The sequence below is a fragment of the Kineococcus halophytocola genome (assembly GCF_041276425.1).
Taxonomy (GTDB): domain Bacteria; phylum Actinomycetota; class Actinomycetes; order Actinomycetales; family Kineococcaceae; genus Kineococcus; species Kineococcus halophytocola.
On sequence record NZ_JBGFTU010000009.1, the window covers coordinates 121,596 to 145,905 of the forward strand.

General features: G+C 75.1%; 21 protein-coding genes. 13 read left to right on the forward strand and 8 right to left on the reverse strand.

Going from position 1 to position 24,310, the window contains the following annotated elements; all coding sequences use genetic code 11:
* From guaB to AB2L27_RS09775, 3 genes are all read left to right on the forward strand, one after another.
* Positions 1–1,524 carry an IMP dehydrogenase gene (guaB, locus tag AB2L27_RS09765; RefSeq protein WP_370441270.1) on the forward strand — a complete coding sequence of 508 codons (1,524 nt, stop codon included), beginning with the start codon at positions 1–3 and terminating at the stop codon, positions 1,522–1,524.
* A 77-nt stretch (positions 1,525–1,601) separates the two neighbouring features.
* Positions 1,602–2,723: a GuaB3 family IMP dehydrogenase-related protein gene (locus AB2L27_RS09770; RefSeq protein WP_370441271.1), complete on the forward strand. Its 1,122-nt coding sequence runs from the start codon at positions 1,602–1,604 to the stop codon at positions 2,721–2,723.
* A 32-nt stretch (positions 2,724–2,755) separates the two neighbouring features.
* On the forward strand, positions 2,756–3,715 hold the full coding sequence (locus AB2L27_RS09775) for an oxidoreductase (protein ID WP_370441272.1): 960 nt from the start codon (positions 2,756–2,758) through the stop codon (positions 3,713–3,715).
* Positions 3,716–3,718: 3 nt separating this feature from the next.
* Here AB2L27_RS09775 and AB2L27_RS09780 read toward each other — a convergent pair whose 3' ends face one another.
* The 3 genes from AB2L27_RS09780 to AB2L27_RS09790 form a co-directional block, all read right to left on the reverse strand.
* Entirely contained in the window at positions 3,719–4,930 is a 1,212-nt protein-coding gene (locus tag AB2L27_RS09780; protein WP_370441273.1) for an MFS transporter, read from the reverse strand.
* A 74-nt stretch (positions 4,931–5,004) separates the two neighbouring features.
* On the reverse strand, positions 5,005–6,771 hold the full coding sequence (locus tag AB2L27_RS09785) for an ABC transporter ATP-binding protein (RefSeq protein ID WP_370441274.1): 1,767 nt from the start codon (positions 6,769–6,771) through the stop codon (positions 5,005–5,007).
* Entirely contained in the window at positions 6,768–8,555 is a 1,788-nt protein-coding gene (locus AB2L27_RS09790) for an ABC transporter ATP-binding protein (RefSeq protein ID WP_370441275.1), read from the reverse strand. Before AB2L27_RS09790 ends, AB2L27_RS09785 begins: the two co-directional genes overlap by 4 nt.
* 137 nt (positions 8,556–8,692) lie before the next feature.
* Here AB2L27_RS09790 and guaA point away from each other — a divergent pair, with 137 nt between their 5' ends.
* Entirely contained in the window at positions 8,693–10,270 is a 1,578-nt protein-coding gene (guaA, locus tag AB2L27_RS09795; RefSeq protein ID WP_370441324.1) for a glutamine-hydrolyzing GMP synthase, read from the forward strand.
* A 35-nt stretch (positions 10,271–10,305) separates the two neighbouring features.
* On the opposite strand, the gene AB2L27_RS09800 is transcribed toward guaA, so the two are convergent.
* Positions 10,306–10,764, reverse strand: coding sequence for an Lrp/AsnC family transcriptional regulator (locus AB2L27_RS09800; protein WP_370441276.1), 459 nt, complete (start codon positions 10,762–10,764; stop codon positions 10,306–10,308).
* Positions 10,765–10,857: 93 nt separating this feature from the next.
* Between AB2L27_RS09800 and AB2L27_RS09805 the strand changes: the two genes are divergently transcribed.
* Entirely contained in the window at positions 10,858–11,283 is a 426-nt protein-coding gene (locus AB2L27_RS09805) for a rhodanese-like domain-containing protein (RefSeq protein WP_370441277.1), read from the forward strand.
* A gap of 45 nt (positions 11,284–11,328) precedes the next feature.
* On the opposite strand, the gene AB2L27_RS09810 is transcribed toward AB2L27_RS09805, so the two are convergent.
* Positions 11,329–11,820, reverse strand: coding sequence for a DUF1801 domain-containing protein (locus tag AB2L27_RS09810; RefSeq protein ID WP_370441325.1), 492 nt, complete (start codon positions 11,818–11,820; stop codon positions 11,329–11,331).
* 125 nt (positions 11,821–11,945) lie between these two features.
* On the opposite strand from AB2L27_RS09810, the gene AB2L27_RS09815 reads away from it, so the two are divergent.
* Positions 11,946–13,178 (forward strand): ATP-binding protein, encoded by a 1,233-nt coding sequence (locus tag AB2L27_RS09815; RefSeq protein ID WP_370441278.1) that lies wholly within the window; start codon positions 11,946–11,948, stop codon positions 13,176–13,178.
* 275 nt (positions 13,179–13,453) lie between these two features.
* On the opposite strand, the gene AB2L27_RS09820 is transcribed toward AB2L27_RS09815, so the two are convergent.
* The gene (locus AB2L27_RS09820; protein ID WP_370441279.1) at positions 13,454–14,827 is read right to left on the reverse strand and encodes an aminotransferase-like domain-containing protein; all 1,374 of its coding nucleotides are present in this window, start codon (positions 14,825–14,827) and stop codon (positions 13,454–13,456) included.
* Between the two features lie 66 nt (positions 14,828–14,893).
* On the opposite strand from AB2L27_RS09820, the gene AB2L27_RS09825 reads away from it, so the two are divergent.
* From AB2L27_RS09825 to AB2L27_RS09850, 6 genes are all read left to right on the forward strand, one after another.
* Positions 14,894–15,082, forward strand: coding sequence for a hypothetical protein (locus AB2L27_RS09825; RefSeq protein ID WP_370441280.1), 189 nt, complete (start codon positions 14,894–14,896; stop codon positions 15,080–15,082).
* Between the two features lie 35 nt (positions 15,083–15,117).
* A complete protein-coding gene (locus AB2L27_RS09830; protein WP_370441281.1) occupies positions 15,118–15,921 on the forward strand; it encodes an SURF1 family protein in 804 nt (267 codons plus the stop codon).
* Positions 15,918–16,283: a DUF3817 domain-containing protein gene (locus tag AB2L27_RS09835; protein WP_370441282.1), complete on the forward strand. Its 366-nt coding sequence runs from the start codon at positions 15,918–15,920 to the stop codon at positions 16,281–16,283. The genes AB2L27_RS09830 and AB2L27_RS09835 overlap by 4 nt, the downstream gene beginning before the upstream one ends.
* Positions 16,280–17,089 (forward strand): NUDIX domain-containing protein, encoded by an 810-nt coding sequence (locus tag AB2L27_RS09840; RefSeq protein WP_370441283.1) that lies wholly within the window; start codon positions 16,280–16,282, stop codon positions 17,087–17,089. Before AB2L27_RS09835 ends, AB2L27_RS09840 begins: the two co-directional genes overlap by 4 nt.
* A 69-nt stretch (positions 17,090–17,158) precedes the next feature.
* Positions 17,159–19,189, forward strand: a complete 2,031-nt coding sequence (locus AB2L27_RS09845) for a bifunctional metallophosphatase/5'-nucleotidase (RefSeq protein WP_370441284.1) — start codon at positions 17,159–17,161, stop codon at positions 19,187–19,189.
* A gap of 326 nt (positions 19,190–19,515) precedes the next feature.
* Positions 19,516–20,574: a hypothetical protein gene (locus tag AB2L27_RS09850; protein WP_370441285.1), complete on the forward strand. Its 1,059-nt coding sequence runs from the start codon at positions 19,516–19,518 to the stop codon at positions 20,572–20,574.
* A gap of 34 nt (positions 20,575–20,608) precedes the next feature.
* Here AB2L27_RS09850 and AB2L27_RS09855 read toward each other — a convergent pair whose 3' ends face one another.
* Together AB2L27_RS09855 and AB2L27_RS09860 are read right to left on the reverse strand one after the other, a co-directional pair.
* Positions 20,609–22,819, reverse strand: coding sequence for an MMPL family transporter (locus AB2L27_RS09855; RefSeq protein ID WP_370441286.1), 2,211 nt, complete (start codon positions 22,817–22,819; stop codon positions 20,609–20,611).
* A gap of 1 nt (position 22,820) precedes the next feature.
* The gene (locus AB2L27_RS09860) at positions 22,821–23,417 is read right to left on the reverse strand and encodes a TetR/AcrR family transcriptional regulator (RefSeq protein WP_370441287.1); all 597 of its coding nucleotides are present in this window, start codon (positions 23,415–23,417) and stop codon (positions 22,821–22,823) included.
* A gap of 182 nt (positions 23,418–23,599) precedes the next feature.
* On the opposite strand from AB2L27_RS09860, the gene AB2L27_RS09865 reads away from it, so the two are divergent.
* Positions 23,600–24,277 (forward strand): hypothetical protein, encoded by a 678-nt coding sequence (locus tag AB2L27_RS09865; protein WP_370441288.1) that lies wholly within the window; start codon positions 23,600–23,602, stop codon positions 24,275–24,277.
* Positions 24,278–24,310 lie beyond the last annotated feature (33 nt).

Consider the following 24,310-nt stretch of genomic DNA (forward strand, 5'->3'; position numbering starts at 1 on the left):
GTGAGCGCGCAGATCCCCGACGGACAGACGTCCGCACACGACCCCTTCGGCTTCGTGGGCCTGACCTACGACGACGTCCTGCTGCTGCCCGGTGAGTCCGACGTGATCCCCTCCGAGGTCGACACCTCGACCCGGGTGTCCAAGCGCGTCCACCTGGCGATCCCGCTGCTGAGCTCGGCGATGGACACCGTCACCGAGTCGCGGATGGCCATCGCGATGGCCCGCCAGGGTGGTCTGGGGGTGCTGCACCGCAACCTGTCCGCCGAGGAGCAGGCCGCCCAGGTCGACCTCGTGAAGCGCTCGGAGTCCGGCATGGTCACCCAGCCGGTGACGACGACGCCGGAGGCCACGCTGGCCGACGTCGACGCCCTGTGCGGGCGGTACCGGATCTCCGGCGTCCCCGTCGTGGACCCCGACGGCACCCTCGTCGGGATCGTCACCAACCGCGACCTGCGCTTCGAGTCCGACTTCACCCGGCCCGTGCGCGACGTCATGACGAAGGCGCCCCTGGTCACCGCCCCCGTCGGGGTCTCGGCCGACGACGCGATGCAGCTGCTGCGCCAGCACAAGATCGAGAAGCTGCCGATCGTCGACGGCCGCGGCCGCCTCACCGGCCTCATCACCGTCAAGGACTACGTCAAGTCCGAGCAGTACCCGCTGGCGACGAAGGACGAGAACGGCCGGCTGCGCGTGGCCGCGGCCGTCGGCATCTTCGAGGACGCCTGGAAGCGCGCGATGGGCCTGGTCGAGGCGGGGGTCGACGTGCTCGTCGTCGACATGGCCCACGGCCACTCCCGCGCGGTGCTGGAGATGATCTCCCGGTTGAAGAAGGACCCGGCCGCCGCGCACGTGGACGTCGTCGGCGGCAACGTCGCCACGCGCGCGGCCGCCCAGGCGCTGGTGGACGCGGGCGTGGACGGCATCAAGGTCGGCGTGGGCCCGGGCTCGATCTGCACGACCCGCGTCGTCGCCGGGGTCGGCGTCCCGCAGGTCACCGCGATCCACGAGGCGGCCAAGGCCGCCGGGCCCGCGGGGGTGCCGGTCATCGGTGACGGCGGGCTGCAGTACTCCGGCGACATCGCCAAGGCCCTCGTGGCCGGCGCCGACACCGTGATGCTCGGCTCGCTGCTGGCCGGGTGCGACGAGAGCCCGGGCGACCTGGTCTTCATCAACGGCAAGCAGTTCAAGAGCTACCGCGGCATGGGCTCCCTCGGGGCCCAGCAGACCCGTCAGGGCGGGCGGTCGTTCTCCAAGGACCGCTACTTCCAGAACGACGTCGCCACCGACGACCGCTTCGTGCCCGAGGGCATCGAGGGCCAGGTGCCCTACCGCGGCCCCCTGGGCGCGGTGGCCCACCAACTCGTCGGCGGGCTGCGGCAGTCGATGTTCTACGCCGGTGCCCGCACGGTGCCGCAGCTGCAGGCGAACGGCACGTTCGTCCGCATCACGCCGGCGGGCCTGAAGGAGTCGCACCCGCACGACATCCAGATGACGGTGGAGGCGCCGAACTACAGCGGCCGCTGAGCACCAGCCGCTGAGCACCACCGCGGGGCGGGCCGCGCGCGGACGGGCGCGCGGCCCGGGGCGGGTAGCCTGCTGCCGTGTCTGAGATCGAGATCGGCCGCGGCAAGCGGGGGCGACGCGCCTACAGCTTCGACGACATCGCCGTCGTCCCGAGCCGTCGCACGCGCGACCCCGAGGACGTCTCCACGACGTGGCAGATCGACGCCTACCACTTCGACATCCCCGTGATGAGCGCGCCGATGGACTCCGTCGCCTCGCCCGCCACGGCCGTCGCGCTGGGCCGGCTCGGCGGGCTCGGCGTCCTGGACCTGGAGGGGTTGTGGACGCGGTACGCCGACCCCGAACCCCTCCTGGCCGAGATCGCGGGCCTGGACCCGGCCGTGGCGATCCCGCGGATGCAGGAGATCTACGCCGAGCCGGTCAAGGCCGAGCTCATCACGAGCCGCCTCGCCGAGGTCCGCGCCGCCGGTGTGACGGTGGCCGGGGCCCTGTCCCCGCAGCGCACGCAGGAGTTCTGGAAGGTCGTCGTCGACGCCGGGGTGGACCTGTTCGTCATCCGCGGCACCACGGTCTCGGCCGAGCACGTCTCGGGCACGACCGAACCCCTGAACCTCAAGCGGTTCATCTACGAGCTCGACGTCCCGGTCGTCGTGGGCGGGGCGGCGGGCTACACCGCGGCGCTGCACCTCATGCGCACCGGCGCCGCGGGCGTCCTCGTCGGGTTCGGCGGGGGAGCGGCGCACACGACGCGCACCGCGCTGGGCATCCACGCGCCGATGGCCTCGGCCGTGGCCGACGTCGCCGCGGCCCGCCGCGACTACATGGACGAGTCCGGCGGCCGGTACGTCCACGTCATCGCCGACGGCGGTGTCGGGACGTCCGGGGACATCGTCAAGGCCGTCGCCTGCGGGGCCGACGCCGTCATGCTCGGTGCGGCCCTGGCCCGCGCCACCGAGGCCCCCGGCCGCGGCTGGCACTGGGGCCCGGAGGCCCACCACTCGGTCCTGCCGCGCGGTGAGCGGGTCCGCGTCGGCACGACGGCCCCGCTGGCGGAGATCCTCAACGGGCCCGGCCGGGTGGCCGACGGCACGACGAACCTCATGGGCGCGCTGCGCCGGTCGATGGCCACGACGGGGTACTCCGACCTGAAGGAGTTCCAGCGCATCGAGGTCGTCGTCTCGCCGTACCAGCCCGCCTGACGCCGCCCCCGCACCCCCGCCCGAGGAGACCCGTGGACCACCTGGACAGCACCCCCTGGACGCCCGACGCGATGGGCCGGCAGGAGGGGCGCACCGTCCTGGTGACCGGGGCGAACTCCGGGCTGGGATTCCACGTGGCGACGGAGTTCGCCCGCCGCGGGGCCGACGTCCTGCTCGCGTGCCGCAACGCCGAGCGGGGCCGGGCCGCGCTCGCGCAGCTGCGGGCCGAGGTGCGCGACTCCGGGGTCGACCCGCAGGTCGAGCTCGTCCCCCTCGACGTGGCCGACCTCGCCAGCGTGCGGCGGGCCGCCTCCGACGTGCTGCACCGCCGGTCCGGCATCGACGTCCTCGTCAACAACGCTGGGGTCATGGTGCCGCCGTTCGGCCGCACCGCGGACGGGTTCGAGCTGCAGGTCGGCACGAACCACCTGGGGCACTTCGCCTTCACGGGGCTGCTGCTGCCGGCGCTGCTGGCCGGGGGCGGGGGTCGCGTCGTGAGCGTGGCCAGCGTTGCCCACACGTTCGGCCGGCTGGACCGGGAGAACTACCAGAGCGAGCGCAGCTACCGGAAGTGGGCGGCCTACGGGCGCTCGAAGCTGTCGAACCTGCTGTTCGCCTTCGAGCTGCAGCGTCGCGCGAGCGCCGTCGGGGCCCCGCTGGTGTCGGTGGCCGCGCACCCCGGGCTGTCCGAGACGAACCTGTGGAAGATGACCCCGCTCGGGGGGAACCGCGTCGGGGAGGCGCTGGGTCAGGTGCTGGGCCGGGCCGTGGGGCAGTCCGCCGCCCTGGGGGCCTGGCCGCTGCTGCGCGCCGCGACCGACCCCGACCTCGCGGGCGGGGAGTACGTCGGTCCGGGCGGGCGGCAGGGGTGGCGGGGGTTCCCCGTCCTGGTCCCCGCCGCCCCGCGCGCCTACGACACCTCCGACGCGGCGTGGCTGTGGGCCCGGTCGGTCGAGTGGACGGGCGTCGACCCGGCCGAGCTCAGCGTCTGAGGCTCACCGCTCGAGCGGGGCCGCCGCGGCGGTCACCGCGAGCAGCCCGCCGGCCACCGCGACGACGGCGAACCCCGCGGCGGGGCCGGCGTGCTCGGCGATGGCCCCGCCGAGGGAGGCCCCGGCCGCGACGCCCAGGACGATGCCGGAGTTCAGCAGGGCCATGAGGAACGCGCCGCGCTCGGCCGGGACGAGCCGGGCCGCGACGGTGTTGACCGTCACCAGCGCGGGCCCGATGAACAACCCCATGACGAGGACGGCGCCCGTCAGCGCCCCCAGGTGGGTGGCCGTGGCGGCCATCAGGCCGGCCCCGGCGAGCAGCCCCAGCCCGCACAGCGTCCACCGGGCCCGCAGCCCGAACCGGTCGGGCAGCAGGACGAGGCAGACGGTGGTGACGGTGGACCCGATCGCGGACACGGCGTAGACGAGGGACCCCAGCGAGGGGGAGCCGATCCGTTCGGCCGCCGCGGTGACGCCGGTCTGCGTCGCGCCGAAGGTGGTGCCCATGCAGACCATCGCCAGGACGGGGACGGCCACCACCCACGGCACCCGCGTCCGCGGGCCGGTGGTGTCCCGGGCCACGGGGGCGGTGTGCCGGTGGCTGCGGTGGCAGGCGAAGGCGGTGACGAACACCGACGTCAGCGCCGCGGACGTCAGCAGCGCGGCGGCCGGGCTCCCCAGGACGCCGACCGCGCCGACGAGGGCCGGACCCAGGATGTAGGCGGCCTCGTCGATGGTGCCCTCGGCGGCGAACGCGGTGGACAGGTCCTCCCGGTCCCGGGTCATCCGCAGCCAACGGGCGCGGGAGAACCCGCCGACCGACGGCAGGGTCAGACCGACCCCCGCGGCGGCGGCGAGCACGACGGGGGCCCCGGCGGTGCCCAGGGCGGTGAACAACCCGGCCACGGCCAGCAGGTGCAGGCCGACGACGGTGAGCAGGACGGCCCGCTGCCCGCGCCGGTCGGCGAACCAGCCCACGACGGGGACGCCGAGCGCCTCACCGACCGCGGCGGAGGCGCTGGCCAGGCCGCCGACGGCCACCGACCCGCTGGAGGCCGTCACGAGGGCGAGCACCGCCAGGGGCACCATCGTGATGGGCAGGCGCCCCAGGGCGCTGACGGGCAGGTACGCCGGGCCGGCGATCTGCGGCAGCCGCGCGTAGCGCGAGCGCAGGCCGGAGGGCGCGGGAGGAACGGGGGAGGTGGTGGTGCTCACGGGTAGGCTCCAGCGTCGTGGGTGCGCCTCCCCACCACAAGCGCACCAGGACCCTGGGAGTGAACCCCGCCAGGCTAACCCTCCCCGTGCCAGCTCCGCCACAGCCGCCCGTAGGAACCGCCCGCGTGGACGAGTTCGGCGTGCGTCCCCAGTTCGGTGATCCGCCCGCCCTCGACGACGGCGATGCGGTCGGCGTCGTGCGCGGTGTGCAGGCGGTGCGCGATCGCGACCGTCGTGCGGCCCTCCAGCACCGCGGCCAGGGACCGTTCCAGGTGCCGTGCCGCGTTCGGGTCCAGCAGCGACGTCGCCTCGTCCAGGACGAGGGTGTGCGGGTCGGCGAGCACGAGCCGGGCGAGCGCGACCTGCTGGGCCTGCGCCGCCGACAGCGTCAGCCCGTTCTCCCCGACGGCCGTGTCCAGCCCCTCGGGCAGGGCCAGGACCCAGTCGCGGGCGTCGACGGCCGCCAGCGCCTCGAGCACCTGCTCCTCGGAGGACCCCGGCGCGGCCAGGGCCACGTTGTCGCGCAGCGAGGCGGCGAACACGTGCCGCTCCTGGGTGACGAGCGCGATCCGGGAGCGCAGCTCGTCCAGCGGCAGCCCGGTGACCTCGGCGCCACCGACCTGCACGCTGCCGTCGGTGGGGGCGTTGATCCCGGCGATGAGCCGGCCCAGCGTCGACTTGCCCGCCCCCGTCGGCCCGACGACGGCGAGCCGTTCCCCGGGTTCCAGTTCGAGGGAGACCCCGTGCAGCACGGGGCGTCCGGGGGTGTAGGCGAAACCGACGGCGTCGGCGTGGACGACGTCGGAGGCCGGCTCGGCGGGCAGTGGCGTGCGGTCGGGTTCGACCGCGGACAACCCCACGACGCGCGCGAAGCTGGCCTGCCCGACCTGCAGCTCGTCCCACCAGGCGAGCAGTTCGTTGACGGGGCCGACGAGCTGGCGCAGGTACAGGACGACGGTCGTGACCTGCCCGATGGTCTGCAGGTCGTGGCGGACGAGGAACCCGCCCCACAGCAGCGCGACGACGACGGGCACGAGGTAGGACATCTCGATGCTGGGGAACCACACGGTCCGCAGGGACAACGTGTACCGCTCGCGGCGCACGGTCGCGCCGATGACGTCGTCGACCAGGCGCACCCGGTGCCCGGCCAGGCCGAGGGCCTCCACGGTGCGGACGTTCTCGACGTTCTCGCCCAGCGTGGTGGAGATCCGGCCCCACTCGGCGCGTTCGGCGGCGTACCCCTGCGGGGCCCGGCGCAGGTACCAGCGGGTGGCGAGGAACAACCCCGGGAACCCGGCGAGGATCGCCAGGGCGACCAGGGGCCCGGAGAACACCGCCGCCACGACGGTCAGCACCGACGTCACGAAGGCGACGAGGATCGCCGGGGCCCCGTACCGCACGGTGTAGCTCAGGGCGTCGACGTCGTTCGTCGTGCGCGAGACGAGGTCGCCGGTGCCGGCCTGCTCGACCACCGACAGCGGCAGCGCGGTGGCGCGGGTGAGGAACTCCTCGCGCAGCTGGGCGAAGACGCCCTCGGCCAGGACGAGGGACCGCTTGCGGGCCAGGCGGGCGAGGACGGCCTGGGCCACGACCGCGGCCACGAGGACCGCGACGGCCACGTCGATGCGGCCGGCGACGACCTCGAACGCGGTGCCCTCGCGGACGGCGGCGACGACGTCGTCGACGAGGCGGCCCAGCAGGAACGGGCCGGCCAGGCCCGCGACGGCGGCCAGCGCGTGCAGCGCGAGCATCCGCAGGCCGGGGTCGCGGTGCTGGCGCAGCAGCCGCCGCACGTCGCGCAGGACGTGCTCGCGGTCGGCGACGGGGAGCGTGGTCCTCATCGGTCGGTCCTCACGGGTGGTCCTTCGACGTGCGGTCGGGGGGTGCGGGGTGCGGGCACCTCGGTGGGCGCGGCGGCGTCGCGGGTGACGAACACGCGGTAGCCGGGGTCGGTGGCCAGCAGGTCGGCGTGGGTGCCGGTGGCCACGACGTGCCCGTCGCGCACCCAGCAGACGTGGTCCACCCGGGGCAGGACGAGCGGGCTGGCGGTCGCGACGACCGTCGTGCGGCCCGCGCGGGCCCGCCGCAGCCGGTCGGCGATGCGGGCCTCGGTGTGGGCGTCGACGGCGCTGGTGGGCTCCACGAGCACGAGCGCCTCGGGGTCGCGGGCCAGGACCCGGGCCAGGGCCAGGCGCTGGCGCTGCCCACCGGACAGCGACCGCCCGCGTTCGGTGACGGTGCCGGCCAGGCCGCCGTCGACGAGGTCGAGGACGTCGTGGGCGTCGGCGACCTCCAGGGCGTCGAGGACCTCGGCGTCGTCGTGCACGTGCTCGGGGTCGACCTGCTCGCGGATCGTCCCGCTGAACAGCTGGGCGTCGTCCTCGGCGAGCAGGACGCGGGCGCGGACCTCGGCCACGGGCAGGTCCCGCAGCCCGACCCCGCCGAAGGTGGCGCGGGTGTCGTCGTCGAAGCGGGCCAGCCGGCGGGCCAGCACGGCGGCGTCCTCGGGCGGGTCGCACACGAGCGCCGTGAGCTGCCCCGCGGCGGCGCTGACCCCGGAGTCGGGGTCGGCCAGCGTGCCCCCCGGGGTCGTCGCCGGGGTCCCGGGGCGGTCGGCGACGGCGGGCGGCACCTCCAGCAGGGTGATGAGCCGCCGCGCGGCGACGAGGGCGCGGACGTACTTGTCGGCGGCCTCCACGAGCATCCGCAGGGGGGAGGTGAGGAACGCGGCGTAGCCGTAGAGCGCGACGAGCTCCCCGGCGGTGACGTCGCCGCGGGCGGTGGCCCGGGCCCCGGCCCACACGAGGGAGGCGACGAGGAGGCCGGGGACGAGGATCTGCAGCGCCTCCAGCGCCGACTCCCACGTCGCCACCCGCACCCCGGCCGCGCGCACCTGCTGGCTCTTGTCCCGGTACCGGCCGAGGAAGACCTCCTCCCCGCCGATGCCGCGCAGGATGCGCAGCCCGCGCACGGTGTCGGTGCCGATCGAGGTCAGCTCCCCGGACAGCTTGCGGTGCAGACGTTGCCGCTCCTGCAGCGGACGCAGGACGAGCAGCAGCAGCGCCATGACGACGGGCACCCCGACGAGGATGACGAGGCCGATGGGCACCGAGGTGCGCAGCACGAGCACGGCGACGACGGCGACCGCGGCGACCGAGGCGACGGCGCGCTGGGTGACGTCGAAGGCGTCGGCCAGGCGCGGGCCGTCGGAGGCGATGGAGGCCAGCACCTCGCCCTGGGGCAGCTTGGCGGTGACCGCGGTGCCGGCCCCGGCGGTGTGCCGCCCGACCTGCTGCAGCGTGCGGAAGCAGGCGGTGAGCCAGTTCGTCACGCCGTACCGGTGGCGCACGATCGCGGCCCACGCGGTGACGACGGCCAGGGCGAGCACGAGCAGGGACCAGCGGGTCAGGGCGGCGGCGTCCCCCTGCCCGTCGGGTCCGACGAGCCCGGCGTCGACGGCCCGCCCGATGGCGGCGGGCAGGACGGCCTGGGACAGCAACCACACGGTGCCGATCGCCGAGCCCGCCACCATCGGCCGCCACTGCTGCGCCGCCGTGCGCAGCAGGAACCGGGTGGGGGAGGAGACGTCGGGGGTGCCGGGGTCGCTCAGGGGGAGGGAGCGCACACCGACTGACGGTAATCGCTTCCCGGTTCCGGTTCCACGCGGTTTTCGGGGGGCGCGGCGCCGACGGCTACCCTTGGGCCGTGACGCCGGACGCGCCCGAAGGCCAGACCACCCCTCCCGCCGATGCCCCCGCCGAGGTGGACGCCGAGCGCGCCCACCGCCCGGTCCTCGTCGTCGACTACGGGGCCCAGTACGCGCAGCTCATCGCGCGCCGGGTCCGCGAGGCCGACGTCTTCTCCGAGATCGTGCCGAGCTCGACGAGCGTGGCGGACATGCTCGCCAAGGACCCGGCCGCGGTGATCCTGTCCGGTGGCCCCTCCAGCGTGTACGCCGACGGTGCCCCGCAGGTCGACCCCGCGCTGTTCGAGGCCGGCGTGCCCGTCCTCGGCATCTGCTACGGGTTCCAGGCGATGGCCAAGGCCCTCGGCGGCGAGGTCGCGCAGACCGGCCGGCGCGAGTACGGCGGCACCGCCGCGGCCCTGCTCGACTCCGCCTCCTCCACGTTGCTGCGCGACCAGCCCGCCGAGCAGTCGGTGTGGATGTCCCACGGGGACAGCGTGTCCGCCGCCCCGGCCGGGTTCCGCGTCACGGCCTCGACCCCGGACACCCCGGTCGCCGCGTTCGAGGACGACGAACGCCGCCTCTACGGCGTGCAGTGGCACCCGGAGGTCAAGCACTCCGCGCACGGCCAGGACGTCCTGGTGAACTTCCTGCGCTCCGGAGCCCGCATCGCCCCGGACTGGACGACGGGCAACGTCATCGAGGAGCAGGTCGCGCGCATCCGCGCCCAGGTCGGGGACGGCAAGGTCATCTGCGCCCTGTCCGGTGGCGTCGACTCCGCCGTCGCCGGCGCCCTGGTGCAGCGCGCGGTGGGCGACCAGCTCACGTGCGTGTTCGTCGACCACGGCCTGCTGCGCGCCGGTGAGGCCGAGCAGGTCGAGAAGGACTTCGTCGCCGCCACGGGCGTCAAGCTGCACGTCGTCGACGCGGTGCAGCGGTTCGCCGACGCCCTCGACGGCGTCAGCGACCCCGAGCAGAAGCGCAAGATCATCGGCCGGGAGTTCATCCGCGTCTTCGAGCAGGCCGCCCGCGACGTCGTGGCGGAGGAGCCCGGTTCGGGTGAGGTGAGGTTCCTCGTCCAGGGGACGCTGTACCCCGACGTCGTGGAGTCCGGCGGCGGCACGGGCGCGGCGACGATCAAGAGCCACCACAACGTCGGCGGGCTGCCCGACGACCTCGCCTTCGAGCTCGTCGAACCCCTGCGCGCCCTGTTCAAGGACGAGGTCCGCGCCGTCGGCGTGCAGCTCGGCCTGCCCGAGGCGATGGTCCACCGCCAGCCCTTCCCGGGCCCGGGTCTGGCCATCCGCATCGTCGGCGCCGTCACGCCGCAGCGCCTGGAGGTGCTGCGCGCGGCGGACGCCATCGCGCGCGCCGAGCTCACCGCCGCGGGCCTGGACCGCGACATCTGGCAGTGCCCGGTCGTCCTGCTCGCCGACGTGCGCAGCGTGGGCGTGCAGGGCGACGGCCGCACCTACGGCCACCCCGTCGTGCTGCGGCCGGTCTCCTCCGAGGACGCCATGACGGCCGACTGGACGCGCCTGCCCTACGACGTGCTGGCCCGCATCTCCACCCGGATCACCAACGAGGTGCCCGAGGTCAACCGGGTCGTGCTCGACGTCACGAGCAAGCCGCCGGGGACCATCGAGTGGGAGTGACCTCCCGCTGATCCACCGCACGACCCTCCGGCCGGTCACGCCGGCCGGAGGTGCCGGCCCGGCAACGGGCTGGAGTACACGACGCTCGTGGTGATCGCCCCGAGCGTCGCGAGCCGCCCCGTGATCCGTTCCAGGTCGCGCATCGAGCGGGCGAGCACCTTGAGGACGAAGCAGTCGTCGCCGGTGACGTGGTGGGCCTCCACGACCTCCGGTGTCGTGTCGAGCAGGTCGTGGAACGGCTTGTAGTTCCCCGTCGGGTAGGCCAGCCGGACGAACGCCGTCACGGTGTAGCCCAGCGCCTCCGGGTCCACGACGGCGGTGAACCCGGTGACGACACCGGAGTCGGTCAGGCGGCGCAGGCGCTCGGCGGTGGCGCTCGCGGACAGGTTCACCGCGCGGCCCAGGTCCGCCACGCTCGTGCGGCCGTCGCGCTGCAGGTGCTCCAGGAGGGCCCGGTCGGTCGCGTCGAGGACCGGCCGTGGATTCGTCGTCACGACCGGGAAACTACCGCCGCATCCCCGGCCGGTGGGCGTCCTCGCCGTGCATCGTGCCTGGTCCGGCGGGGCTGAGCCCGCTTCCCTGGAGGGGTGTCGAACCCCCTGTCCGCCGTCGACTTCTTCGCGGCCCACCTGACCTTCCAGACCGACCCCGCCGACCTGGCCGCCGACCGTGCCGCGGGACGCGGCCCGCTCGTCCTCGACGTCCGCGCCGACGCGGCGTGGGCCCAGGGGCACCTGCCCGGCGCCGTCCACCTGCCGGGGCCGCAGGTCCGCGACCGTGCGGCCGAGGTGTGCCCGGACCGGGCCGCGCCCGTCGTCGTGCACTGCTGGGGGCCGGGCTGCAACGGCGCCACACGCGCCGCGCTGACGCTGGCGAGGCTGGGGTACACGCACGTCCGCGAGCTCATCGGCGGGTACGAGTACTGGGTCCGGGAGGGGTTCGCCGTCGTCACCGCCGCGGGGCGCGCCCGCCGTGCCCCCGACCCGCTCACCGCGCCCGTCCCCGGCTGCTGAGGGGTGGGACATGCCGGTCGAGCGTTCTCCTCAGGGGTGCCGGCGTCAGGACGCCGCGTCGGTCCCGTCCGGGGCGGGCGCGGCCCGGGCGACGAGCGCGGCGAGCTGCGCCCACGCCTCCTCGGTCGCGTCCTGCGTCAGCGCGTAGGACGTCGGCCACAGGCCCGTGGCCTCGTCCAGGACGGCTTGCGGGCTGAACCCGACGGTGCAGTACCGCAGCTTGTCCTGCTGCCCGCTGCGGAAGAAGCACACGACCTTCCCGTCGGCTCCGGCCCAGCCGGGCTGGCCGTAGTACAGCTTGGGCGTCAGGTGCGGGGCCGCGTCCGCGACGACCCGGTGGGCGCGGCCGGCCAGCTCGCGGTCGCCGTCGGGCATCGACGCGATCTTCGCCAGGACGTCCGCGGTGTCGGCGGCGGCCTTGCCCTCCCTCCGGGCGCGCCGGGCCTCGGCGCGCACCTCCGCGGCCCGGGCCTTCACCGCCGCCCGCTCCACCGCGGACAGCCGCTGGTCCTCCCCGGTTCCCTCTCGTCCCGCCACCGTGGCCTCCTCGTCGTCGTGCCGGCCGTCACCGTGGCGACCGGTCACCGCCGACGCTAGAGCCGACCGCGTGGGGTGCGCTTCTCCCTCCCCGACCGGAACCCGTGCGTGATAAATTTATCAACGTGCGTTCTGCGGTGAACAACCCCTTCAACCCCGGGTCCGACATCGTGCCTGCGGTGTGGGCCGGCCGCACGGTGCAACTCAGCGACTGGCGCAACGTCGTGCGACCTCGTCTCGCCCGCGGCTTGCCCGAGCGTGGACGAACCATCCTCGGCGAACCAGGGCTCGGGAAGTCCGCCCTCGTGCGCAAGATCGCGACGGAAGCCGCTGCATGCGGTGACTGGGTGACCTCCCAGGTCCGGGTCCCCCTCGGATCCGACCCCCTCAAGCTCGTCGCCGACGCACTCCTCACCCTCGCTCACGTCGCCGGTCTGCCCGCTCGTCGGGAGAAGCGCCTCAAAGACCTGCTCGGTCGTGTCGAGTCGATCGCCGCCAGCGGTGTCTCCCTGGCCCTCCGCGAAGGCGATGGGCCGGATCCCCACGTCGTGCTGACCGACCTGCTCATCGAGATCGGTCGCGCGGCCATGAAGGAGGAGGCCGTCTGCTTGATCCACATCGACGAGGTGCAGAACATCACGGACGAGCGAGCTCTGTCACAGCTCCTCATCGCCCTCGGAGACGCGATCACCCATCGACTCATCGTCACTGCTCCCGGTGACGTGCGGATCGAAGCCTCCCTCCCGATCGCGGTCTACCTCACCGGGCTGCCGGAGTTCGAAGATCGCGCTGGAGCGCACAAGGGAGCCACCTTCGCCCGCCGGTTCGCGATGACCGTCTTGGAGGCGATCGACGACGACGACCTCACGCTCGCTCTGCAGGAGTTCGTCACCCCCGGTTGGGTGATCGCTGACGACCGAGGCGGTGTCGCGAGCATCCGGATGACCCAGGAAGCCGTCGCCGCGCTCGTCGACCTCTGTCGGGGAGAACCGTTCCTCTTCCAGGTCGCCGGACAACAGGCCTGGTACGCCGGCGACGACGCTCTCATCACCGCCGACCAGGTCACGGCGGGTTGGGAGGTCGCCCAGCGGGAAGCGGCTGCCCACGTCGAGCGGATCCTCGGACGACTGCCGCACCGCGAGCGCGACTTCCTCGAGGCGATGGCTCAGCTGCCCCCCACCGACCGGACGCTCACACGCATCGCCGACCTGGCCGGCTTCCCGGCCGCGGCGGCCGCCGGCCCCACCTCCCAGCGGCTCGACACCGTGCGCGGGATCATCGGTCGCGGCAAGCCCTACTCCTTCAGGCACCGCGCAGTGGAGGCGTACCTCACCAGCGACTGGCCGACGCTCACCTGACGTCTGGCGGTGTCGGACAGCCGCTCTGTCACGCTCTCCGTTCCCCGGACGTCGTGAACGGCCGGGCGAAGGCCTGTGACCGACCGTGCTGCCTGCCGGCGGGGAACCGTGACCCCCGCACCCGGGCGACCAGGATTCGGCCACCCGGCAGGTGCACCCACGTCGGCGGCGCGCCGACGCGCCGGGAGGCGCAGGGTGGCGGAGCTGACGGCGCGGTCGGGGCCCACCGGTGTTCTCCTCCTGCGCCGGCGTCCTCGTCCTGGTCTCTCGTCGCCTCACAGCGAGGCGGCGAGCACCTTCACCGCGGCGGGGATCTGCTGCTCGGTGATCGCGGCGTAGCACAGCCGCAGGTGCGCGCCGTCCTCCTCGGCGACGACGTAGTGCCGTCCCGGCCCGACGGCCAGCCCCCGTTCGCGGGTGCGGCGGGCGACCTCGAGGTCGTCCACCCCGCGGGGCAGGCGCAGCCACAGCGAGAACCCCCCGCGGGGCCGCGGCCAGCTGCACTCGGGCAGGTCCCGGGCCAGGGCCGTGGACAGGGTGTCGAGCCGGGAACCGAGGGCGGCGGACAGCCCGCGCAGGTGCGCGGTCCAGCCGGCGCCGGTGACCAGTTCCACGGCCGCCTCCTGCAACGGCCGGGCCACGATGAGATGGTCGACGAAGCTCAGCCCCGCGATGCGCTGCGCGACAGGGCCTCGCGCGACGACGCAGCCCACCCGCAGGCTCGGCCCGGACACCTTGCTGAGGGAGTTCACCGTGATGACCCGGCCGTCGGTGTCGTCGCGCAGGAGCGAGGGCGAGGCCGTCGGTCCGTGGCCGAGCCAGCGGGCGAAGTCGTCCTCGACGACGAACGCCCCGGCCCGGGCGGCGATCTCCAGCACGGGGCGACGGCGGTCGGGGGCGAGCACCGAGCCGTCGGGGTTGGCGTAGGTGGGTTGCAGGTACAGCAGGCGCGCGCCGGACTGCTCGAAGGCGCGTTCGAGCAGTTCCGGGCGCACCCCGTCGGCGTCGGTGGGGACCGGGACCGGCACGAGACCGGCGCTGCGCAGCAACGAGATCACGCCCGGGTACCCGGGGACGGCGACGAGCACGGGGCTGCCCGCGGGCACGATGGAGCGCAGCACCGTGGACAGCGCGCCCTGGCCGCCGGGGGTGATGAACACGTCGTCGCGGTCGGCGCCGAGCTGCTGGGCGAACCACGTCCGCAGCTCCGGGACGCCCGCGGGCGGCGGCACCGTCCACGCCTCCGGGCGGCGCGCGGCGCGGGCCATGGCCGAGGCCAGCCGCGAGGACGGCTGCAGCGACAGGTCGAGGTACCCGCGCGCCATGTCCAGGACGTCGTGAGAGGGGACGGTGAGGGCGGCCAGCACCCCCTCGGTCTGGACGGGGGAGGCGCCGAGGGCGACGCGCTGCCAGTCGGTGTCCACGGTCGCCGTGCGCTGCGAGCGCGCGACGAAGGTGCCCGCCCCCGGGCGGGTGACGACGGTGCCGTCGGCGACGAGGGTGTCGATGGCCCGCTGCACGGTCACGGGCCCGACCGCGAGGTCGGCCACGAGGCGGCGGCTGCTGGGCAGCTTGGCGCCCGCCGGCAGCGTCGCGGCGAGCTCGCGCAGGCTGGTGGTGACGCGCTGCACACTGCTACCGTGGTCCATGAGACTAGACAATAGCGCTACCTACCCGTCGAGTGGTAGCGGCCAGGCCCGCGGGCGGAGCCGGCGATGAACGCCCTCGTCGTCCTCGGCCTGCTCGTCGTGCTGGTGGTCGCCGCGCCGTGGTGCGGGGTCGACAGCCGGTGGACCGGTGCGGGGATTCGGGCCGACCGGCCGCCGCGCGGAAAGCGCTACCGGCTAGCACGCCGCACCGCTACTGCCGAGGTACGACGTGAGCAGTTCGACCGCACGAGCTGACGGGGCTGCGCGGTCCGCCACGTAGCCTGGGGCGCGTGGACTCCGAGCGCCCGGGCGTGCCGAAGGGCCGCGTCGCCGTCCTGACCGTCGTGGCCCTCCTCGTCGTGCTCGCGTGCGGCGGCCTCGGCGTGTGGCAGTGGCAGCGCGGCAACGTCGTCATCACCGAACCCCCTGCGCGCCAACCGGTCGCCCCCGTCAGCGAGATCGTCGACGCCGGCGCCTCGGGCGCGGCGGCCGTCCTGTCCGCCGACGAGGTCGGGCACCGGGTCGAGGTGACCGGCACGTTCGACCCGGACGTCGACCTCCTCGTGCCCGGCCGCGCCCTCGACGGGGTCGTGGGGTCCTGGGCCCTGGGCGTCGTCGTGCTGGCCGACGGCAGCGGGGTGCCCGTCGTGCGCGGCTGGGTGCCCGAGGGCACCCTCGCCCCCGCCCTGCCGACGGGCACGGTCGACCTCCGGGGGGTCGTGCAGCCGCCGGAGGCCTCCGACCTGGCCCCCTCCACGGCGGCCCTGCCCGCGGGGCAGACCTGGGTCGTCAGCGCGGCCGACCTCATCAACCGCGTCGACTACCCGGTGGCCAACGCCTACGTCACCGACACCGCCCCCGCCGCCGGCCTGCGTGCCGTGCCGCCGGACGATCCCGGGCAGGCCACCCGCCGCCTGGACTGGCGCAACCTCGCCTACGCGGGCCAGTGGTGGGTGTTCGCCCTGTTCGCCGTGGTCCTGTGGTTCCGGGCCGTGCGCGATGAGCGGCGCGCGGCGGGGGAGGATGACCCCGGGACGCCGGCGGACGGGCCGGTGCACGGCGCAGGAGGACGAGACATGAGTGGTGCCCGGTGAGCGCGGGAACGGCCGGCGGGCTGCGGTCGCAGGCGAAGGTCCGGGCGGCGTTGACGCGCTACCGCGTCATGGCCTGGCTGACCGGCATCGGGCTGGTCGTGCTCGTCTGCGTCGGGATGCCCCAGGAGTACCTCGGGGCGTTCGGCGGCGGGGACGGCGTCACCCGCGTCGTCGGCGTCGCGCACGGGTGGCTCTACGTCATCCTGCTCATCACCACCTTCGACCTGGGCAACCGCGTCCGCTGGCCCTGGAAGCGGATGCTGCTGACGGCGCTGGCGGGGACGGTCCCGTTCCTGTCCTTCTACGCCGAGCGCAAGAACACGCACGCGGTGCAGGCCCAGCTCCACGCGCCCGTCGCGTGAGCCCCCTGCAACGGGTCGCCGTCCACGTCGCCGCCGTCCGCGAGGGGCGGCTCCTGGTCCTCGACGACGCCCTGCCGTGGGCGCTGCTCGCGCACGGTGAGACGCCGCTGGCCGCGGCCCGGCGCGTGCTCGGCCCGCAGGTCGGGCTCGGGGAGCTGCTGGCCGTGCACGACGGCCGCCGCACCCACGACGGCCTGGACCTGCACACCGTCCACCTCGTCCTGGCCGCCACCCTGCCCGAGGGGTCCGGACCCGGCGGCCGGGGCCGGTGGGTCCCGGTCGGTGGCGACTGGCCGCTGGTCGCCGACGACCTCGTCGCCCTCGACCCCGCCGAGCGGGTGCGGTTGTCCCCGGTCACCGACGACGCCGAACCGGTCGTGCGGCAGCGGCTCGCCTGCTACGCCGTCGTCGTCGCGGACGGGTCCCTCCTGCTGACCCGGCTCAGCTCGGCGACTCCGAGCCCGGGCCGCTGGACCCTGCCCGGGGGCGGCGTCGACCACGGCGAGCACCCGCTGACCGCCGTCGTGCGGGAGGTCCACGAGGAGACGGGCATGGCCGTGCGGGTCACCGCCCTGGCCGAGATCGGCGCCGAGCACTTCACCGGCCGCTCCCCGCGCGGGGTCCTGGAGGACTTCCACGCCGTGCGGATCCTCGTGCGCGCCGAACCGCTGGAGGTCCTGGACCCGGTGGTCCTGGACGTCGGCGGCAGCACCGACCTGGCCCGGTGGGTGCCGCTGGACCAGGCCGCGCAGGTCGGGCTCGTCGGGGTCGCGCACCGCGGCCTGCAGCTCGCCCGCGAGCGCTGAGGGCTTCCCCAGGATCACCTGTGAGTGGCAGGATCCGGCTCGTTCCCGCCCTTCCCCGGAAGCGAGCCCATGCGCCCTGGTCGTCCCCTCCTCCGCTTCCTGTGCTCCGGCGCCGCCACGGCGGCCCTCGCGGCACCCCTGCTGGCGGCCCCCGCCTCAGCGGCCACCACGCCGGCCGCGACTCCTACGGCAACCCCCGCGGCGACCCCCGGGCAGGTACCGGACGTCCTGCCGCCGGCGGCCCCCGGGACGACCCGGATCCAGATCGGGGCCTTCAACGACTTCCACGGCCGGCTGGAGGCCCCCGACGAGACCGACGACGGTGACCCGGTCGGCGGCGCCGCGCAGATGGCGGGGGTGTTCGACGCGATGCGCGCGAAGAACCCGAACACCGTCGTCGTCTCCGCGGGCGACAACATCGGCGCCTCCACGTTCACCTCGTTCATCCAGCAGGACGCCCCGACGATCGCGGCGCTGAACGCGATGGGCGTGGCCGTCTCGGCCGTCGGCAACCACGAGTTCGACCGCGGGTACGCCGATCTCGTCGACCGCGTCGGCGTGCAGGGCGAGCCGGGGGCGGACGGGGCCGACCCCCTGGCGGCGTTCCCCCACCTCGGGGCGAACGTCGTGCGGGCCGACGGCACGCCCGCGATGCCCTCGTTCGCGACGACCGACGTCGGCGGCATCCGCGTGGGGTTCATCGGGGTCGTGACCCAGCAGACGTCGAGCCTGGTGGCCCCGGCCGGCATCGAGGGCCTGCGGTTCACCGACCCCGTCGCGGCGGTGAACTCGGTGGCGGCGCAGCTGTCCGACGGCGACCCCGCCAACGACGAGGCCGACGTCATCGTGCTGCTCGCGCACGAGGGGTCCACCGGGACCGACTGCGCCACCGTGCAGACCGAGGGCGCGTTCGGGCGCATCGTGCGCGACTCCAGTCCTCAGATCGACGCGATCCTGTCCGGGCACACCCACCTGCGCTACGACTGCCAGTTCCCCGTCGAGGGCCGTTCCACGCCGCGGCCGGTGCTGTCGGCGGAGAGCTACTCCACCGCCGTCGACGACCTCGTCCTGGACGTCGACACCACGACCCGCGAGGTCGTCGCCACCGGCCACCAGGTCCTGGCGGTGGAGGGTTTCACCCCGAACGCGCAGGTCCAGCGCATCGTCGCCGACGCCGTCGCGTTCGCTCAGGAGCGCGGCCGGCAGCCGGTGGGGTCCATCACCGCCGACATCACCCGCGCGTTCTCCGGCGGCGACGACGACCGCGGCAGGCAGTCGCCGCTGGGCAACCTCATCGCCGACGCGCAGTTGCAGCAGACCGAGGGTGCCGGCGCGCAGATCGCCCTGGAGAACCCCGGCGGCATCCGCGACGACCTGCTCTACGCGGAGTCCGGGTCCGAGGGCGACGGCGTCGTGACGTACGCCGAAGCCGCTGCCGTGCAGCCGTTCGCGAACTCCGTGGTGACGATGACCCTGACCGGGGCCCAGGTCCGGCAGGTCCTGGAGGAGCAGTGGCAGCCGGCGGGTTCCTCCCGTCCGTTCCTCGCGCTGGGGTTGTCGGAGGGCCTGTTCTTCACCTACGACGAGGCCGCCCCCGCCGGGCAGCGGATCCGCTCGGTGACCCTCGACGGCGCCGAGATCGACCCCGCCGCGCCCTACCGCGTGACGGTGAACAGCTTCCTGGCCTCCGGTGGGGACAACTTCACCACGCTGGCCGAGGGGACCGACCGCACCGAACTCGGCAAGACCGACCTGGAGGCGTTCACCGCCTACCTCGGGCTGCCGCAGAACCAGGGCCTCGCCCCGGACACCGACCTGCGGTACGCCCCCGCCGCGGCCGTGACGCCCGTGCCGACGCCGGTCCCGACCGCACCGCCGGCCCCGACCGCGCCGCCCGTCGCGCCCACGCAGACCGCTCCGGTGGTCGTGCCGCCGTCGCGGACCCCGACGCAGCGCCCGTCGCGGACGGCCGGGGCCGCCGCGCCGTCGGGTTCGCTGGCCAACACCGGGGCCGAGGTCGCGCCGTGGCTGGCCGCCGGGGCCGCGCTGGTGCTCGCCGGCGGGTTGCTGCTCACCGTGTCGCGGCGCCGTTCGTCCTGATCGGACCGGGGGGAGGAGGCTGGTCGCCCCGAGCGTCGCCTCTCGGCGAGTGGCCGCTCGCAGCGGCTGGAGTTGAGGCCCGGGGACACGTACCGGGGCGACCAGTCCTCACAACCATCGGCACCCGGGCGGCATTCCTGGAGCTCCCCACCGATCGGGCGCGGGCCGCGGAACCGGCCGGTGACGGCCGGCGTCCACCCCGGGTGACGTGGCGAGGGTCGGTGCGGGCGGTGGAGCTGGTGGCCGTCTTGGTCCTCGGGCTCGCAGGGTGCCGGAGCGCCGGGCAGGCGCCAGACCCGTCGGAGCCGGCGTGGGACGTCCCCGTCGTGACCGGGGCCTGGGCGCCGATGGCGCCGGCACCCCTCGCGCCCCGGGGCAGCGCCGCGAGCACGGTCCGCGACGGGAGGTTCGTCGTCGCCGGGGGCTACGTCTTCCCCCGCGTGAGGGACGCCTGCGACGACGGTGCAGGGGGCGGGAGCTGCGGCGGGCCGGCTCCGGTCCCGCGCCCGGACGCCGCGGCCTGGTCCGCGGCGACCGGGACGTGGACGCCCCTGCCGGCCCTGGCGGGGGTCGTGGACACCTACGCGACCGGTCCCGCGCTCGAGCCGTTCCTGGGGCCGGTGGGCCTGGACCGGTCGGGCGCCCCGACGAGGGTGCCGATCACGACGGGGGACGACGGTCGCTGGGTCGGGCGCACCTTCGTGGTCGCCGGGTGGCTCGCCGGCACTGCCGCGCAGCAGGAGCGCAAGCCGGTGGCCGTGGCGTCCTTCGACGCGGACACCGGTGCGTGGACCGTCGACCCGTGGCCCTTCCCCGGCGCCTACCAGCAGGAACTGGTGAGCGTGTGGGCCGGCGACCGGCTCCTCGCCGTCGTCAGGGCCATCGGACCGGGGTGCTCGGACCAGCGGGTCTGCCGGCGGGTGGTGACCTGGTCACCCGGGGACGGCTGGCACCAGGTCGCCGAGTGGCCGATCGACCCCTCCGGTGCGCAGACACCGGGGCACTGGACGCGGTTCGGTGAGCTGCTGTGGGACGGCCGCCGCGTCCTCGGGGTGAGCTCGGGCTCCGGCGCGCTGACGGTGGCGACGCTGTCCGAGGTCGACGGCCGGGTCGAGGAGGTCGGGTCCCTGCCCGGGCCGGTCCCGGCTCCCACCGCGGTCGCGCTCCACGGGCAGGACGTGGTGGTGGTCGTCGAGGACCGTGTGGTGGTCCTCGACCCGCACCGGCGGTGGGCCCAGCTGCCCGCCGTGCCCGGGCCGCAGGTCGCGGGCCGGGCCGTCGGTGTCGTGGGGGACCACCTCCTCGTGTGGGGCGGGAGAGTGGCCCCCGGGGTGGCGGGCAGCGTCGACTCCGCCGACGGCTGGACCTTCCCCCTCCCCACCTGACCGGCCCCCCGGCGCGGTTCCCGGGGAGGTGGGGTCAGGACGTCGGGGCGGGTGCGACGGGTCGCTGGCCCCCGTCGCGCCGCTCCAGGGCCGTGCCCTCGACGTCCAGCGCGGGCAGCCACCGCAGCCACCGCGGCAGCCACCAGGCCCGGTGCCCCAGCAGCGACAGGGCCGCGGGGACCGCGATCATCCGGACGACCACGGCGTCGGCGAGGATCCCGACGGCCAGGGCGAAGGCGATCGGCTTGATCGTCGCGTCGCCCTCGGGGACGAACCCGGCGAACACGGAGAACATGATCGCTGCGGCGGCCACGACGACGGGCGCCGCCTGCCGGAAGCCGGTGCGCACGGCCGTCAGCGGCTCGGCGCCGTGGGCGTGCGCCTCGTGCATCCGCGAGACGAGGAACACCTGGTAGTCCATCGCCAGGCCGAACAGGATCCCGACGACGATGATCGGCGCCAGGCTCAGCAGCGGCCCGGTCGTGTCGGCGTGCACGAGGTCCTTCAGCCAGCCCCACTGGAACACCGCCGTCGTGGCCCCCAGCGAGGCGCCGATCGTCAGCAGGAACCCGAGCACCCCCACCACGGGGACGAGGATCGAGCGGAACACCAGGACGAGCAGCACGAACGCCAGGCCGACGACGAGGACGAGGTAGACCGGCAGCGCGTCGGCCAGCGTGGCGTTGACGTCGACGCTCACGGCCGTCTCGCCCGTCACGTAGGCGGGGGTGTCCGACCCGTCCTCGCGGATGAGGTCGCGCATCCGGTGCACGAGGTCGGTGGTCGCCTCGTCGTCGGGAGCGGTCGTGGGGACCACCGTCACGAGGGCGGCCTGCCCGTCGGGGCTGGGGGCGGGCGGGCCGGCCAGGGCGACCCCGTCGAGTCCGCCGAGCTCGGTGCTGAGCGCCTGGCCGCGCTCGACGGCGCCGGGGCCCTGGAGGAGGACGAGCAGCGGGCCGCTGACCCCGGCGCCGAAGCGCTCGGCGAGGATGTTCTGCGCCCTCTCCTGGGTGCTGCCGTCCGGCCAGGACGTGGCCAGGGAGGTCTGCATCGAGGTGACCGGGATCGCCACCGCCCCGAGGGTGACGACGGCGGCCACCAGGCTCAGCCAGCGCCGGCCGGTGACCAGCCGGCTCCAGCCGCCGAAGAACCCGCGACCGGTGGGGTCGGGTTCGGCCGGCGGCACGGCGGCGTGCTTGCCGCTCTCGTGGGTCAGGGCCCGGCGGGCCGCCCGGGGCAGGGCGCGCAGGCCGATGACGCCGAGGGCTGCCGGGACGAGGGTGAGCGCCACGAGGACGGCGACGACGACGGTCGCGGCGGCCGCGACGCCCATCTCGGTGAGGAAGGGGATGCCCGCCACGGCCAGACCGGCCAGGGCGATGACGACCGTGGTCCCGGCCGTCAGCACGGCCGACCCGGCGGTGCCGACGGCCAGCGGGACGGCCTCGGCCACCGGGCGGCCGTCGAGCAGTTCGTGCCGGAACCGCGTGACGATGAACAGGGCGTAGTCGATGCCGACGGCCAGGCCGAGCATGACCGCCAGGATCGGCGTCGTGGACTGCAGGTCGACGAAGCCGGTGAGGGTGGTGATGCCGAGGGCGCCGATGCCGACGCCGACGATCGCGGTCAGCAGGTTCATCCCGGCCGCCACGAGGGAGCCGTAGGTGATGGCGAGCACGACGAGCGCCACGACGACCCCGATCGCCTCGGCGGCCCCGCCGATCGCGGCGACCTCCTGGGTGGCGGTGCCGGTGACCTCGGCGGTCAGACCGGCGTCGCGGGCGTCGTCGACGGCCCGCAGCAGGGCCTGGCGCTGGGCGTCGGTGACCTCCGGCGGGGCCACGCCGTAGGAGACGGTGCTGTAGGCGGCCCGCAGGTCGGGGGAGACGACGGGGTTCTGCGGGTCCAGCGGGTTGCTCGCCCCCTGCACCCCCGGCAGGGCGTTGAGGGCCTGGACGACACCGGCGACCGCCGCGGCGTTCTCGGGGGCGACGATCTGCTGCCCGGCCGGGACCTGCAGGACGACCTGGGCCGAGGCGCCGTCGGCGGTGTCCCCGAACTCCTCGCCGATGAGCCGCAGGGCGGTCGTCGACTCCTGGCCGGGGATCTCGAAGGAGTTGATCGTCGTGCCGGACAGCGTGGCCGCGCCGAGGCCGCCGAAGGCCAGGAGCAGCACCCAGACCGCGATGACGAGGCCGCGGAACCGGAAGGCCCCCCGGCCGAGGCGGTGCAGGAAGGTGGCCATCTCAGTTCTCCGTGTCGTCGGTGGTGTGACCGAGCGCGCCGAGGGCGGCGGCCACGAGGTCGCCGGCCAGGGCGCGCACGTCGGTGCCGGGGGCGTCGCAGAAGGCCAGGGAGGCGACGGCGAGGCCGCCGACGGCGCTGGTGATGCGGACGGCCCGCGTCACCTCCTCCGGGGTGGGGGTGCCGCCGGGCACGGGCAGCGCGGCCCCGAAGGCGCGGAACAGCACCTCGCCGATGACGTCGAGGCGCTCGCCGGCCAGGACCCCCCGGCTGATCGAGGTGAGCATGAAGGACACGAGCCCGGGGCGGTCGGCGGCCAGCGTCGCCAGCGCGGTCAGGACCCGCCGGTCGCGCTCGGCGCCGGGCGCGGTGCCCGCGACGGCGAGCGCGACGGCCCCGAAGTGCTCGACGGTGTGGGCGATCGTCGCCTCGGCGATCGCCTCCTTGGTCGGGAAGCGGTGCAGCAGACCGGTCTTGGAGTACCCGACGGCGTCGGCGATGCGCTGCACGGACGTCTGCTCCAGGCCGTGCCGGGCGAACAGCGCGGCCGCCGCGTCGAGGATCTCCCCGTCGATCTGTTCCTTCGTCAGTCGGGGCACGGGACCACTGTAGACCGGGGTGGACCGAGATGGTCCACTCGGGACCGGATCGGACCACCCGCCGGGGTGGGGTGCCGTCCCGCGACCGCTCCGGGTGGTGCAGGTCCTCCGTGCCACCGCGCCACCGCGCCACCGCGCCACGTCCGAGCCCGTCCGGCGAGCCCGGCACTAGCCTCGGCCCCGTGATCACTGCTGGTCCGCAGCGGACCGAGAACTTCACGGCAGGCCGGTCCTCGACCCTGGCGTCCTACGCCTTCGCCCTCGTCGGCTGGGAACTGGTCGTCGTGGCGGTCACCGCGCTCGTCGGTCTGCGGGCGGACCGGTGGAGCGGCGTGGCGGTGCACCAGGTGCTGACGGTCGCCGGGTGGGTGACCGGGACCGTCGTGCTGGCCCGCGCTGGTCACCCGGCCCTGACGGCTCGGGGCCGGAGGGGGCACCGGCTGCTGCGCACCGGGCTGGTGGTCGCGCTGGCCGTGGTGGTCATCGCCGTCCGCTGGTGGGCGGTCGGCGGGGGTCAGGCGTCGATCGTCGGTGAGCACCGCTCGTACGTGGAGGACTTCGGTCAGGTCGGGTGGGTCTCGACGCTGGGGCAGATCGGTTACTACGTCGCCGAGGCCGGGGTGGTGACCTTGCTGATCGCCTTCGGGCAGCGCGCCGGGGAGTCGTGGACCGCTCGTCCTGCGGTGCCGTGGGGCGGTCTGGCGGCCGCGGTGAGCTGGGGGGCGGTGCACGTCCTGCTGCAGGGCGGCGCAGCGGGGCTGTACGCGATGGCGGTGGCGGTCGCGATGGGCGTGGTGCACGTCCTGCTGCGCTCCTGGCGCGCGACGTGGGGGGTCGCCGCGGTCGTCTTCGTGGTGTGAGGGACCCAGCCGTCGCGGCGACGGCGAGCTGCG